This window comes from Citrifermentans bemidjiense Bem (assembly GCF_000020725.1).
GTDB lineage: Bacteria > Desulfobacterota > Desulfuromonadia > Geobacterales > Geobacteraceae > Geomonas > Geomonas bemidjiensis.
Map to the genome: position 1 here is coordinate 4321718 of NC_011146.1, position 14327 is coordinate 4336044.

12 protein-coding genes are annotated in these 14327 nt (G+C 61.5%); 7 read left to right on the forward strand and 5 right to left on the reverse strand.

Annotated elements, in window-relative coordinates; genetic code table 11:
• Positions 1 to 67 precede the first annotated feature (67 nt).
• On the forward strand, positions 68 to 538 hold the full coding sequence (locus GBEM_RS18895) for a hypothetical protein (RefSeq protein ID WP_012532213.1): 471 nt from the start codon (positions 68 to 70) through the stop codon (positions 536 to 538).
• 30 nt (positions 539 to 568) lie between these two features.
• The gene (locus GBEM_RS18900; protein ID WP_012532214.1) at positions 569 to 1918 is read left to right on the forward strand and encodes a dihydrolipoyl dehydrogenase family protein; all 1350 of its coding nucleotides are present in this window, start codon (positions 569 to 571) and stop codon (positions 1916 to 1918) included.
• A gap of 315 nt (positions 1919 to 2233) precedes the next feature.
• Here GBEM_RS18900 and GBEM_RS18905 read toward each other — a convergent pair whose 3' ends face one another.
• The 3 genes from GBEM_RS18905 to GBEM_RS18915 form a co-directional block, all read right to left on the reverse strand.
• The gene (locus GBEM_RS18905) at positions 2234 to 2914 is read right to left on the reverse strand and encodes a DUF1318 domain-containing protein (protein ID WP_012532215.1); all 681 of its coding nucleotides are present in this window, start codon (positions 2912 to 2914) and stop codon (positions 2234 to 2236) included.
• A 45-nt stretch (positions 2915 to 2959) separates the two neighbouring features.
• Positions 2960 to 6523, reverse strand: coding sequence for an AsmA family protein (locus GBEM_RS18910; RefSeq protein WP_012532216.1), 3564 nt, complete (start codon positions 6521 to 6523; stop codon positions 2960 to 2962).
• Between the two features lie 156 nt (positions 6524 to 6679).
• Positions 6680 to 8122: a glyceraldehyde-3-phosphate dehydrogenase gene (locus GBEM_RS18915; protein ID WP_012532217.1), complete on the reverse strand. Its 1443-nt coding sequence runs from the start codon at positions 8120 to 8122 to the stop codon at positions 6680 to 6682.
• A 459-nt stretch (positions 8123 to 8581) separates the two neighbouring features.
• Between GBEM_RS18915 and GBEM_RS18920 the strand changes: the two genes are divergently transcribed.
• The 3 genes from GBEM_RS18920 (at position 8582) to GBEM_RS18930 (ending at position 9786) form a co-directional block, all read left to right on the forward strand.
• On the forward strand, positions 8582 to 8911 hold the full coding sequence (locus GBEM_RS18920; RefSeq protein WP_012532218.1) for a DMT family protein: 330 nt from the start codon (positions 8582 to 8584) through the stop codon (positions 8909 to 8911).
• Between the two features lie 75 nt (positions 8912 to 8986).
• On the forward strand, positions 8987 to 9292 hold the full coding sequence (locus tag GBEM_RS18925; protein ID WP_012532219.1) for a putative quinol monooxygenase: 306 nt from the start codon (positions 8987 to 8989) through the stop codon (positions 9290 to 9292).
• A 23-nt stretch (positions 9293 to 9315) separates the two neighbouring features.
• Complete coding sequence (locus GBEM_RS18930) at positions 9316 to 9786, forward strand: DUF2127 domain-containing protein (RefSeq protein ID WP_012532220.1); 471 nt, start codon at positions 9316 to 9318, stop codon at positions 9784 to 9786.
• Here GBEM_RS18930 and GBEM_RS18935 read toward each other — a convergent pair.
• Positions 9774 to 10544, reverse strand: coding sequence for a sugar phosphate isomerase/epimerase family protein (locus GBEM_RS18935; RefSeq protein ID WP_012532221.1), 771 nt, complete (start codon positions 10542 to 10544; stop codon positions 9774 to 9776). The genes GBEM_RS18930 and GBEM_RS18935 overlap by 13 nt on opposite strands.
• Positions 10537 to 11589 (reverse strand): potassium channel family protein, encoded by a 1053-nt coding sequence (locus GBEM_RS18940; protein ID WP_012532222.1) that lies wholly within the window; start codon positions 11587 to 11589, stop codon positions 10537 to 10539. Before GBEM_RS18940 ends, GBEM_RS18935 begins: the two co-directional genes overlap by 8 nt.
• 145 nt (positions 11590 to 11734) lie before the next feature.
• Here GBEM_RS18940 and GBEM_RS18945 point away from each other — a divergent pair, with 145 nt between their 5' ends.
• Positions 11735 to 12424, forward strand: coding sequence for a GntR family transcriptional regulator (locus GBEM_RS18945; RefSeq protein WP_012532223.1), 690 nt, complete (start codon positions 11735 to 11737; stop codon positions 12422 to 12424).
• 403 nt (positions 12425 to 12827) lie between these two features.
• Entirely contained in the window at positions 12828 to 14234 is a 1407-nt protein-coding gene (gene selA / locus GBEM_RS18950; protein WP_012532224.1) for an L-seryl-tRNA(Sec) selenium transferase, read from the forward strand.
• Positions 14235 to 14327 lie beyond the last annotated feature (93 nt).

Consider the following 14327-nt stretch of genomic DNA (forward strand, 5'->3'; position numbering starts at 1 on the left):
GGAAGCGGCACTCATCGTCTGCTGGTTCGTCTTTTATTTCCTCAAAACAGCCTGAAAGGAGGTTCACATGCGCAAGACCATCATCTCCCGCGAATCCCGCGAGGAACCCAGGAGCGGCACCAAGTGGCTCGATTTAGGGAACATTGCCAGCGTGGAAATCAGCTCCGAGGACCCGGCGCAGCCGATAGACGCAGCGCTCCAGCCGGTCGGGGCTCCAGGGTGGCGCGCGGCGGGACCGGGGCCGCAGATGATCCGGATTCTCTTCGATCAGCCGCAGCGTCTCTCCCGGATCTACCTCCTGATCGATGAAGAGCAGCTGCCAAGGACCCAGGAATTCGTGCTCCGCTGGTCCGCGGACGGGAAAAGCTTCCGCGAGATCGTGCGGCAGCAGTTCACCTTCTCCCCTCCCGGCACCACCGTCGAGCAGGAGGAATTCACGGTGGAGTTGGCCGGGGTGGCGGTGCTGGAGTTGGAGATCATGCCGGACATCTCGGGATCGGCGGCCCGCGCCTCCTTGGGGCGGCTTCTGCTGGCCTGAAAAGTCCCGGATCCGACAAAGGAGGCGCTCATGCAGGAAACGGCGGATGTGCTGGTGATCGGGACGGGGACGGCGGGTTTCACCCTCGCGCTTGCCTGCCGCAAGGGAGGGCGGCAGGTCGCGGTGGTGGACGACAAGCCCTACGGCGGCACCTGCGGCCGCAACGGCTGCGAACCTGAGAAGTACCTGATGCAGGCGGCGCAGGTGGTGCATCTGACCCGGCAGATGTCGGGGCAGGGGATCACCGTTCCCGCTGCCATGGACTGGCCCGCGCTGATCCGCTCCAAATCCGCTTTCAGCAACGGCGTGCCGGAGCGGACCGAGCGGGCTTTCCAGCAGGCGGGAATCAAGATGTACTTCGGCACCGCCCACTTCCTCTCCCCCGAAACGGTCGCCATCGGCAGCGAGACCACCGTCCGCGCCGAAACCATCGTCATCGCCACCGGCGCCCGCCCCGCCCCCCTCGACTTCCCCGGTGCCGGCCTGGTGGTGGAAACCAGCGATTTCATGGAGATGAAGAACCTGCCGCGCCGCGTCCTGTTCATCGGCGGCGGCTGCCTCGCGCTCAGCTTCGGGCACGTGGCGCGCGCAGCTGGGGCCGACGTTACCATCCTGCAGCGCGGCGAGCGGGTATTGAAGAATTTCGACCTGGAAATGGCGCAACTGGCGGCGAAGGCGGCCCGGGCCAGAGGCATCAACATAGTGACTGGAATAACCGCAGCCATGGCCGAGAAGGTCCAGGGCGCTTTCATGACCTACGGCAAGGGGGGATGCACCGAGGCCTTTCCCAGCGACCTCATCGTCAACACGTCGGGACGCATACCCGATCTCGACCCGGTCGACCCGGAGGCGGGCGCTGTGGCGAGGAGCGCACGCGGGGTGACGGTGAACGAGTTCCTGCAGAGCGTCAGCAACCCGCGCGTCTGGGCCATAGGCGATGCCTGCGACTCGCCATATCTGCTGTCAACCGTCGCGGACATGGAGGCGGAAGTCGCCGCCGACAACATCCTGACCGGCAACCGGCGGCGCCCCGACTACCAGGGAGTCCCCAGCATGGCGCAGGCGCAGCCTCCCCTATCCTTCGTAGGCCTCACCGAGGCACAGGCGAGGCAGTCGGGAAAGAAGTTCCGGATCAACCGGGGCTCCACCGATTCCTGGCCCTCGTCGCGCCGCATCGGTCAGCAGGGAGGCTTTTACAAGGTGCTCATCGAGGAAGAGACGGGAAAGATCCTGGGGGCGCATCTTTTGGGGCAAAACGCCGGCGAGACGATCAACATTTTCGCCCTGGCTCTCAAGTTCGGGATCAGCAACAGCGAATTGCGCCAGATCCTCTGGACCTACCCCACCTTCATCTCAGACGTGAAAGACATGATCGAGTGAATACCCTGGCGGGAAAAAATGCGGACAAAAAAAAGCGCCGAGACGAAAGGAGGGCTCCATCATCGGCGCAAAGTAGGTTTTGTTTTGTGCTGCTGTCTTTACTATTACAAGAGCGGTGCCAACTTCGACAGAAATGTCATTTTCACGTAACACACCGGTATAATTAGATAAAGCTGCAGCTCCTTCCTGACTCCCCAAAGCCAAGTAAAACCATTGATTGAACAGCTGACTAACAAACCTGTGCAGATTCCCAGAAAAAGTGGCGCATAAACAGGCATTTTCAACCATTCAACACATTGTTCAAATCTTGCACAGCTATTTCTGCACCCAACGGTCGTTCGGCAGCTGCGTCCACCACCCGGGCTGGGCGGCCTCCCTCTTGGTCTCGGCGAAGGTGACCGCGGCACGTGCCAGCACAAGGTTCAGCGCTTCCTTGGTCTCCTTTTGTTTCTGCAGCTTCAATATCGCCTTGGCCATGCTCACCACCACGGTCTTCCGGCTCTGGTTCTCCGCTGCCAAGAGGCTCTCGTCCTGCGGCGCCAGTTTTCCCTTCGCCGTCGGGGGGGCTACCACCAGCCCCTGTTTCGAGATTCCTATCACGCCGCTGTTGAAAAGCGTGGTAAGCCTCGGGAGCCTGCTGCTCATCTCGTCATAGGCCTTCAACACCTTCGGCATGCTGGAGAGCTCCACGGCCAGTGCCTCGGCCTCGGCATCGGTATCGGCCGCCCAGGCCTGCGCTACCAGCGACAGGGAGGGGACCCGGTCAAAGAGCCGGCTCTGGGGCCTTTGCTGTTCCAGCGGCGGCGGGGACACAGGCGCAGGCGGGGCGTTCACTCCGGCCGGCTTCTCGCCAGGTTTCAACAGCATGTCGTCCAGCGACTTGTACGCCTCCTTGGCCGCCTTCTCAGGGAAATAGACGTTGACGGTGATCACGGCGCAGGCGCTGAAAAGGAAACAGGCCAGGGCCAAAAGCGATGTAAGCAGTCTGCCTTTCATGAGATACCTCCATTTCTTTTATTTACTTCCGGTTACGTTCACTACTCACTCCTCCCACTTGAACTCGGGCGCCGGTTCCTGCTGCGGCTTCTTCGCCGGGGCCTCTCCGCCGGTGGCCGGCACGCCGCGCACCGCCGCCTCCTTTATCGACTCCAGCAGGTGGTCCAGGGCGATCCGGTTCTGCGTCGGGGCGATGTTGACGTTCAGGTCCTTGATTCCGAGGGCGTTGGTGTTCAGGATCTGCAGCGCGTTGAAGGTAAGCTCCCCCTGCTCCAGCGTCGCCTTGATCTCCGCCTTGTCGTAGGCGCGGTCGCGGCTCAGGAAGAAGCCTGAGAGCTTCTGCTTGGCCAGGCGCTGCAGAAACTGCTTGCTCACCACCATCTTTTCGCCCCCCCCTTCGCGGGCCCAGAGATCGACGAAACCGGTCAGGCGCTTTTGGTCTCCCCCGATGCCGTGCACGCTGATAACGCCGTCCACGCGTCCGGAGATGTACCCCTCCAGGTTGGGGAGGCTCCTGCACAGGGCCTTCATGCTGAGACCGTTAACCAGGAGATCGCCGCGGTAGGTCGCCTCGCCTGCAAATAGAAGATGGCCTTTCCCCAACACAGTCCCGTCGTAAAGGGTAGTGCGCAGGGAGGTGATCTCAGTGAGGCCGTTTTGCGCACGAAGTTGCACGCTGAGCTTTCCGGTCTGTACGGATCCGAAGCCAATCTTCTCCACGGTGAGCAGGTCTCCCCCCGGCGGGGTTGCGCGCAGTTGCGCCAGGACGCGGGGATAGTTCTCCCTGCTGAACTCCCCAGCGGCGCGGGGGGCGGCACTCCCCTTCCCCCCGAAGTCCAGAGATAGGGGAATCCTTCCGTTCAGGTCCGCCACCAGGAATTTCTGGGCTGGCGCCTCCACCCTCCCCCCTCTCACCGTCACGCCGCCGTTGAGAATCTTGCGTCCCTCACGCAGTTCTATCCTTCCCTCCGCCGCCACGCTCCCCTTCACCGTTGCTTCCTGGATCAGCGGTGGGGCGAGATTGATGAGCGACTCCACCAGGTCGTTCAACGAGGTATCCGGCAGGGCGAGCAGCAAGGTCCCGCGCCGCTTGTCCGACAGCGCGTCCGCTATCTCCCCTCGCGCGGTGAGGGTAACGCCCCGGCCCGGCATGACGGTGCCCTCGTCGATGGTCAGGGTTCCTCCGGAGAGGCGCCCCTTGACCGAGGCGGCTGCACCCGAGACGAGGGTCTTGCCCGTGGCGTTCGCGAGGGTCAGGTCCCGCCCCCTGGCGTCGAAGCGACAGGAGAGACCGCTTTTCCCGGCATTGGTCCCTTCCAGTTTCAAGTCCACGGTACCCGCGCTGGGGCGGGTGCCGGCTTCGCCGGCGGCGAGGCGCGAAATCTCCTTCGCGGCGGCGCCGGTTATGCTGACGTTGAAGCTGGACGGCGCTCCCGGGGCAAAGGGGCGAAAGGCCGCCTTTCCCGCCACCTTCCCCCCCAGCAGTTGCCCGTTCAGTTCGGCCCTTCCACCCTGTCTCGCAAAAACGGCATGCAGGACGGGGGCGGCCATCGCCGCATTGCGCCAGGAGAGTGCGCGGGAGGCGAGATCGGCGCTTCCATCCAGCCATTTATCCTTCCCTTCGCCGACGAGGCTCCCCCTTACCCTTCCTGCGATGCCGGAGAGCTGCAAGTTGCCCTGTCCGAGCGCCCCCCCCTCCAGATCGAAGCGCAGCGGACGACGGGTAAGCTGCCCGGTCACTGTCGCGCCCGGAAGTTCTCCGCTCAGGCTCGTGGCGGAGAAGCGGGTTTCCCCCCAGGAGGCCTGCACCCCGTTCAGGTAGAGGTAGCGGTCCGCCACCCGGTAGGCGAAACGCGCGTCGCCGTTCTTTCCCTGAAAGGAGATTGCGGCGAGACGGGCATCCCCGTGGACCTGCAGCTTCTCTCCCCGCTTCTTCACCGTGGCCGTCGCCGTCCCAGCCTTCACGCCGATATTGTCCTTCCCCTGTTTCCCCTGGAGGTTGGCGACCATGAGCCGGGCCGAGGCGCTGAGCTCCTTCGCCCCTTTGCCCGCCAGTTGCACGCTGCCAGTGCCGGTTCCGGAGAGCGCCTCCATGCCGTAGCGGGAGAGCCACGGGTTGAGCCGCTCCGGCTCCCTGGTTGCAAAGGCGAGGTCGGCCCGTAGCGGCTCGGAGCTCCCCACGTCGTAAGCAACGCTCCCCGACACGGCTACCCCCATGACCCGCGCAGATAGCGCCTCGCTCCTGGCGCGAAGTGGCTTCAGCCCCGCGGAGAGGGTGAACTCCACCGGGAGCTCCAGCGCCTGGACCAGCGCCTTCGGCTCCGGACGAGGGAGGGAGAATTTGCCGCGCGCGGAAACGGTCGCACCACGTCGGGAGAGGGCGAGATCTCCCGCCACCCCCGCCGCGATCAGGTCCTTTTCTCGGGCCAGCAAGCCGTCCCGCAGTTGCAGGTTCCCCACCACGCTCTCGATACCCGCCCTGCCGTTTCCTTCCAGGCGCAACGATTCGCAGCGGAGCCTGCCGCCGAAGTTCAGGTCGTGGCGCGATTCCTCCGGCAGTAGCACGTTTATCAGCGCCAGGTCCACGGCGTCCATGGAAACAAGGAGGTCGAACACCCGTTCCTTCTTCACGCCGGTGACGGTTCCCCCCGCCTGCAGCCGCGCCATCTTGTCTATGGTAAGCGTGGCTTCATCCAAATGGGCGGTGTCCTCGGAGAGGCTGTAGACGCCGTTGAACTGCAAAAGGCCGGCGATGGGATAGTCGCCGCGGGCGGCGGGGATCAGTACCCTGCGGAAGGAGAAGCTTCCGGTGCTTTTCAGCTCGCCCTTCGCCAGGACCGCGCTCGCCTGCAGCGCCCCTTGGGCATCCTGGAATGGCTCGGGATCCTTGAGCTTGAAGAGGGACGCCAGATTTTTTAAGGAGATGGAAGGCGCCTTCAGGGAGAGGTCGACAGCGGCGTCCGCACCCGGGCGGGCCGTCCCCGTAAGCAGATAGCGGTTACGGGCGCCGTCCTCGAAGGCGAGTTCCACCTGTGCGCTGCGCGATCCGCCGCTAGCCAGATTGAAGACCTGCAGGTTGATTCCGTGCACCCCCTCCCCCTGGATGGTGATGCTGCTGTTTTTCACCAAGAGCTTCCCGATCACCGTTTCCGGGGCGGCTTTCCCCGGGGGCCTCCGGGCCGCTAGCCGGCGCTGGATCCCGGCGAAGTTCCAGGTGCCGTGGGCATCTTTTTCCAGGGCGAGCTTCCCCCCCTCGACGTCTATCAGCTCGAAGCGCTGCCGTCCCCACAAGAGTTGGATCCACCGCGGGGCAATGACCACCCTGTCCGCCGAGAAGAGTTCACCGGAAGCAAACCCCGCAGGGTTCTTCAGGCGCACCCCCTTCAGGACGAGGGTTCTGCCGGAAAGGTCGATCTCCTTGACGGTGAATTCCTGCTGCAGCCGGTCGGTGACCAGGCGGGAGAGCTGGGAAGCGGGGTACGAAGTGGCGAGGTAAATCCGGAAGGCGACGAGGCAAAGCAGCACCAGGCCCAATGCCGATGCAGCAACGAGAAAGGCGATGCTGGCGTTTTTTTTGAGGTCCTTCTCTTTCTTCTCGGGTTCACTCATGGTTCGGTTCCTTTGCAGCGAGAACTGTACCCTGAATGGCCGTTATTACAAGGGAAAACGGGAGTGGCAAAAAGGGAGGGGGTCAAGGGGGAGTAAAAAAGGGGGCACCCGATCTCCCGGATGCCCCCTTGGTTTTTGCTATTCAAAGGTTCCTGCTTATGCCGGCAGCACCGGAAGTTCCAGGCCTGCCATCTTCTGTACCATGCGCACGACCTGGCAGCTGTAGCCGAACTCGTTGTCGTACCAGACGTAGAGGACGCAGCGGTTGCCCTGGACGATGGTGGCCAGAGAGTCGACCACGCCAGCGTGGCGCGAACCGACCATGTCGCTGGAAACGACGTCCGGGGAATTGGTGTAGTCGATCTGGTTCTGCAGCGGCGAGTCGAGCGACATGGCGCGCAGGTAGCCGTTCAACGTCGCGACGTCGGTTTCCGACTTGAGCTGCAGGTTCAGGATCGCCAGCGAGACGTTCGGGGTCGGCACGCGGATAGCGTTGCCGGTCAGCTTCCCGGTCAGCTCCGGAAGCACCTTGGCGACGGCCTTAGCGGCGCCGGTCTCGGTGATGACCATGTTCAACGGGGCGCTCCGCCCGCGGCGGTCCGCCTTGTGGTAGTTGTCTATCAGGTTCTGGTCGTTGGTGTAGGAGTGGCAGGTTTCCACATGGCCGCTCACGATCCCGAAGTTGTCGCTCACGGCCTTCAAAACCGGCACGATGGCGTTGGTGGTGCAGCTTGCCGCGGAGAAGATGCTCTCGGTGGAGGTGATCAGTTCATTGTTGACGCCGAAGACGACGTTCGGGATGTCCCCTTTGCCCGGTGCAGTGAGCACGACCTGGGAGACGCCCGACGCCTTCAGGTGACGCCCCAGTCCTTCGCGGTCGCGCCACTTGCCGGTGTTGTCGATCACGATCGCGTTATGGATGCCGTACTGTGCGTAGTCTACGTTCTCCGGCGCGTCGGCGTAGATGATGCGGATCATGTTGCCGTTGGCGATGATCGCGTTTTCTTCCTCGTCGATGGTGATGATCCCGTTGAAGGGTCCGTGCACCGAGTCGCGACGCAGAAGGCTCGCCCTTTTCACCAGGTCGTCCGGGCCGCCCTTGCGGACCACGGCCGCGCGCAGCCTGAGCTTCTCGCCGGAGCCGGACTTCTCGACCAGGATGCGGGCCACGAGGCGACCGATGCGGCCGAAGCCGTACAGCACGATGTCCTGCGGCTCGTCCAAAAGCGGCGTGCGGCCGGTATTGACGGAGGCAAGTTCGCGGCTCAGGAAGTCGGCGACCGAGCCTCCCTGCTGCGACTGGTAGCGGACCGCCAGCCTTCCCAGGTCGATGCGGGCCGGAGCGAGGTCCATCTTGCCGATGGCTTCGAGAATGGGAAATGTCTCCTGCACGGTCAGCTCGCCGTCGAGGATCAGGCGGGCGAACCGGTGCGCCTTGAGGATGTCGATGGTCGGGATGTTGACCAACGACTTGCCGTACACGGTGGTCACGATGTTGTGGTCACGGTACAGGCGACCGATGATGGGGAGCATCTGCTCTGCAAGCTCCTCGTGCCCCTGCCACTCCTTCAAATACGCTTCCTGTTTCTTCATGATCATAGATTCGTTCCCTTCTCAGAAAATAACGCCTGTTCTTTGAGATAAAGTGCAGCGCAAACTTTTTGTGTCTCAGGGAAATGGAGGCAGTATCTAGGTTTCCCGGTGAGCTTGTGTAGCCTCGGCAAATTTTATTCAATAACAGAAAAAAATTGCAGTTAATCCGGCGTAAACCCCAGCATCCTACTGCATTTGCGTGCTGTAAACAATTATTACTTCTAGGCAGAAGTTAAATAGTGTTTTTGTTAATTATTTGGAACAAATAAACCTGGCGTGTTCCGAGGTGGATCCGGCAGACCCCAACGTCAAAGTTTTGCACCGGCGCCCGCTGTCGTGCTATGCTTCGCAGCTGCCGGCTCGCCGGAACCCGAACAGGGTATTTACAGCACGGAATAATCCCCCGGCAGCCCACCTGGTTCCCAGGTTCTGCTTCAGAAGAAACCGCTACGAAGAAGGACCGCCATGAGAACCATTGTCCTGCTTGTCTTGTCCAACGTGTTCATGACCTTCGCCTGGTACGCCCACCTGAAGGACCTGCGCAGCGCGCCGGTCTATGTGGCGATTCTGGCCAGTTGGGGGATAGCCCTTTTCGAGTACATGCTGCAGGTCCCGGCGAACCGCGCCGGATACGGTACCTTTAGCCTGGGACAATTAAAAATAATGCAGGAAATTATCACCCTTTCTGTCTTCGTCCCCTTTGCCGTCTTCTACATGGGGCAACCGCTCAAGCTCGACTACCTCTGGGCCGGTTGCTGCATGGCGGGGGCGGTGTTCTTCATCTTCCGGGGCTGACAGAAAGGGCAAAAGAGAGCGCCCCGAGCCGGTTGGGCCGTATCAGATAGTCGATTAAAATCAGGAGGATTGGATATGATCAGCGTAGTAGCTTCGATAACGGTGAAAGAGGGGAAGCGTGAAGAGTTCCTGGAGATCTTCCACGGGAACGTCCCCAAGGTCAGGAATGAGGAAGGGTGCGTCGAATATTTTCCCGCCATCGACGCCGACTCCGGAATCGGGGTGCAAACGCTCGACCCTCAGGTCGTGACGGTGATGGAAAAGTGGCAAAGCATGGAGGCGCTGCACCGGCATTTGGAGTCGGCGCACATGCTGGAGTATCGGGAAAAGGTGAAGGATCTGGTGGAAGGAGTGTCACTCAAGGTGCTGCGGCAGGCCTGACGGCAACGAGGCGGAGGGGCGCGATGAAAGGGACAAGCTACAAAGGGCTGCGGATGGTCTCCATCATGGAGGGGATGAAGGGGATCATCGTGCTGGCGGCCGGATGCGGGGTGCTCACGCTGATCCACAAAGACCTTCACGACATGGCCGTGCAACTGGTTGAGGTCCTGCACATGAACCCGGCAAGGCACTACCCCTCCATCTTCATCGACACTGCGAACCGCATCACCGAACCGCAACTTTGGCTCCTCGCCCTGTCGGCGCTTGCCTACTCGGCGGTCCGCCTGGCAGAGGCTTATGGGCTGTGGAAAGAGTGCCCCTGGGCGGAATGGCTCGGCTTTTTATCGGGGGGTATCTACCTTCCCGTCGAGATCGTCGAGATCTGGCGCAAGCCCGTCTGGCCCCGCATAGCTGTCTTCATCGTCAACGTCGCCGTCGTAGGCTACCTCGCCTTGATGCTCAAGCGCCGCAAGGGACGCCCCTACCCCAGGTAAGGCTTGAGCGCCTCCAGGGACCTCTCCAGATCCTTCATGCTGTGCGCCTCTATGGTGTAGGCCGCGTCGGGGGCGTAGCGCTCCATCAGGTCGAAGAACTGCTTGAAGTCGATCCCCCCTTCGCCCGGAGGGGCATGCTCGTCGCGGGTGCCGCCGTTGTCGTGAATATGCACCTCGGCAATCCTCCCCCCCAGCGCCTCGAACCACTCGGCCATCCCCACCTTTTTGAACAGGTTCCAGTGCCCGACGTCGAAGCAGTGCCCGAAGCGCTGGTGCTCCACCGCCTCGAACAGCGCCTTCAGGGTTGAGGGCTCCTCCTCGAAGATGTTCTCCACCGCGATGACAGTGCCGATCTCCTCGGCCCGCACCAGCACCTCCCGCCAGACCGCTACGCTCAGCTCGAGCCACTGCGCGGCCGCCTCGCCGTAGCGCCACCGGTCGAATCCCGGGTGGAACACCATCACCTCCGGGCGCAGGGTCTGCGCCGCGTCGAGCACCTGCTGGAAGCGGCGCACCGTGGCGGCCCTCAGCATCTTCTCGAAGGAGCCCGGGTTCAGGTCCATGAACGGCGCGTGGATGGTGCAACTGAGCCCCGCGCCTTTTAGCGCATCCGCCGTGGCGGCAAGTTGCGACGGTGCCAGAGCGTCCAGGGCGTCGGCGGAAAAGAAGATCTCCGGGTTGAGCCGGCGCTCCAGTATGAAGGGGAGATGTTGCTCGATCTGCAGGTAGGGGACGTGGACGAAAACGCGTTTAGGCATCATTTTTCCTGTGCTTTTTGATCAGTTCTTCGGCGCAGGTATCGCAGCCGACCAACTGCTCCAGTTTCTGAATCGCCGCGGGTTCCCCCAAAACGATCAGCGTGTCGTGCGCCTCCAGCTTCGTGTGGGACTCCGGATTGAACACCATCTTGCCGTTTTGCTTCTTGACGCCGACGATGATGACCCCGGTCTCCTTCCTGAACCCGGAACTGGCCAGGGTCTCGCCGATGAAACCACAGCCTGGGGGAATCAGGATTTCCTCCATCTGCAGTTCCATGTGCTCGTGGCCGGTGGCGATCTCGATGAAGTCGACCACCGTCGGGCGCAGTATCGCCTGGGCCATGCGGGAGCCGCCGATGAGATAGGGAGAGACGACCTTGTTGGCGCCGGCCCGCTTCAGCTTTATTTCCGACCCCTCCTCGCCGGCCCGCGCCAGGATGAAGAGGTCCGGGTTGAGCCCGCGGGCGGTGAGGGTTATGTAGACGTTCTCGGTGTCCGAGGTGACCACCGAAATCAGCCCTCGCGCTTTCTTGATCCCCGCCTTCAGGAGCACGTCGTCGATGGTCGCGTCGCCGCGCAACACCAGGTAGCCCGGCCCGTCCTGCTCCATGATGTCCACCATGGCCGGGTCCTTTTCCACCACCACGAACGGGAGCGGCTTCGCCGAGAACTCCTTGCAGATCAACGACCCAATCCGCCCGAACCCGCAGATGATGTAGTGCCCTTCCAGCGCAGCAATCGCCTTTTCCACCTTCTTCCTCCCCATGATCCGCTGAAACTGCCCCTCGAACATGATCTGGGCAAGGCTGCCCACGATGTAACCTATGACGCCGACACCGAAAAATATCAGCAGCATGGTGAAGATCTTGCCGGCCGAACTGAGGTTGTGAACCTCCCTGAAGCCTACGGTGCCCAGGGTGATCACCGTCATGTACAAGGCGTCGAGTGCGTTCCACCCCTCGATAGCGATGTAGCCGAAGGTGCCGAACGACAGCAGGAGCAACAATACTCCTATCGAGATTTTCAGGTGCCGGACCGGATCCATACTTGATACTCCCTCAGGGTCGCAAGATACCGTTGCCGTCTCCATATTTCAAGTGTTTTCACCTTAAAGTCTATAAATTTAAAGGGAAGTTCTTGACAATCTTTGGATACTGTATACAATACGGCCGATCATTGAGGGGGACCGTATGAAGAAGAGCGTGGAGAAGCACCTAACCCTTAGGGAACGGATACTTGAGACTATCCGGGACGCGATCATGTCGGGTGCTCTTAAGCCCGGAGAGAAGGTTGCAGAGCCGGAACTTGCCTCCCGCTTCGGCATCAGCCGCACCCCAATTCGCGAAGCGTTCCGGCAGCTGGAATCGGAAGGGTACCTCTCGGTAGTACCGCGCAAGGGGGCGCTCGTCGCCTGCTTCTCCCCGAAAGACGTCGAAGAGTTCTACGCCATCAAGAGCATCCTCGAAGGGTATGCCGCTCGCAAGGCGTGCGCCATGCTCAGCACCCGCGAAATCAACAAGCTGGAAGCGATCAACGAAAAGCTGAGGGAAATCGCCGAGGAAGGGGACGTGCGCCACTTCTTCAAGGTGCACAACAGCTTCCATGATCTTTTCATCAGGGGAGCCGGCAACGAAAAACTGCACGACATGATCGCCCAGCTCCTCAAGAAGTTCCAGCGCCTGCGCATGGCGTCGCTCAGCAAGCCAGGCAGGATGCAGCTCTCCGTAGAGGAGCACGAAAAGATCATCGAGGCCTTCCGCACCAGGGACGCGGTCCTGGCCGAGATGCTGGTTCAAAAAAACGCCGAGTACGGCGGCAAGGTCCTGATCGAAGAGGAAAGCGCCACCGAGCTCTGGAACAGCAAGGGGCTCGACCTTTAAAAGGCAATTGACAATGGACAATTGACGATTGACAATTGTCCATCGCTTCTTCCCCCCCTCCTCCCCATCACCCACTGTCTCTAGTTCGGCTATCATCTTTCACTGTCAGATCCCATCGTCCACAGCCTACGGCTCTCCTATCCTACTTCTCTCCGCTGTTACTTCTCTTGCCTGCGGTGCTTCTACTGTCTTTAGTTACCAGTCATCCATTGTCAGTTGCCAATTCGCCTTACCCTTTCGTTGTCAATTGTCCATTGTCAATTGTCAATTTTATGACCTTTTGCCTTCCTCCTGCTTTTCGTTGTCAATCGTCAATTGTCAATCGTCAATTCGCCTCTCCGCTTCTGCCTGTTTTCCTTTGCCTCCGGCGCGACTTTAAGCTAAATTAGGCCTTTGCCATTCGATGCAGGAGGAGGTGCCCGTGCAGCAGCTTAAAATGATCCCGAAGGTTGATCGGGTCCTCGAGTGGGAGGCGGTGCGCAAGCTTCTGGCCACCTACCCAAGGGAGTTGGTGCTGCGAGCCGTCCGCAGCGTGCTGGATAAGCTGCGCAGCGGCGCCCGTGCCGGCGGTCTCGACGATTCGGCTTTCCTTGAACCCGCAGTCTGCGCCGCAGTGGCCCACGAACTAGCCCAGCTCTCCAGGCCGAGCCTCCAGAGGGTGATCAACGGCTCCGGCATCGTGATACACACAAACTTGGGACGCTCCATCCTCCCCGAAGCCGCCCGCAACGCCCTTAACACCATAGCCTTCTCCTATTCGAACCTTGAGTTCGACCTCGAAGCCGGGGTGCGCGGCAGCCGCTACAGCCACGTGGAGGCTCTCCTTTGCGAACTGACCGGGGCCGAGGCCGCCATTGTGGTCAACAACAACGCCGCGGCAGTGCTTCTCTCGCTGAGTTCGATGGCCGCCGGCCGCGAGGCGGTGGTTTCGCGCGGGGAGCTGGTGGAAATCGGCGGCTCTTTCCGCATTCCCGAGGTGATGCGGCTTTCGGGCGTGACGCTGAGGGAGGTGGGGACAACGAACCGCACCCATCCCAGGGACTACAGCAGCGCGGCAAACGAGCAGACCGCAGTGTTTCTCAAGGTGCACTGCAGCAATTTCGCCGTCCTTGGCTTCACCGCAGAGGTGACCGCCCAGGAGTTGGTAGCGCTTGGGGCCGCGGCCGGGGTCCCGGTATTGGCCGACATGGGAAGCGGCAACCTGATCGACCTCTCGGGACGCTTGCCGGTCCCGGAGCCGACGGTGCAGGAGTTCGTGCGCGCGGGGGTCGACGTCATCACCTTCAGCGGCGACAAGCTCCTGGGAGGCCCGCAGGCAGGGATCATCGTCGGGAAAAAACCGTTTATCGAGGCGATGAAGAAGCACCAGTTGCTGCGCGCGCTCAGGATGGACAAGCTCACCCTCGCGAGCCTGGAGGCGACGCTCGCCCTGTACCGGGACGAGATGGTCGCGCTCAAGGAAGTGCCGACGCTGAGGATGCTGACCGCCACCCTCCCCGAGTTGACGGCGCGGGCGAAAAAGATCAGCGCATTTTTGCGCCGCCGCACGCCGCAGGGGATCAGCTTCAAGCTGAGCGAAGGGTTCTCCCAGGCAGGAGGCGGGACACTGCCGCTTTTGAACCTGCCCAGCATGCTGATTGAGGTCGCCGTCGAGGGGCTCTCCCCCAACGACATCGAGTCGCGGCTCAGGAAATCGGAGATCCCGGTCATCGGCAGGATCAACAAGAACGCCTTCCTGCTCGACCCCCGCACCCTGCTGGACAGCGACCTTTCGGATCTGGCCGCGGCCATCTCCGCCCTGGCAGGCTAGACGCTGATTTAAAGGGAACTCTTCTGTTTTTTCTGGTTCCTAAGCTCCAGCTTGGGAACCCAATGCGGCAAAAGCTCCAGCTTCGCATCAAGG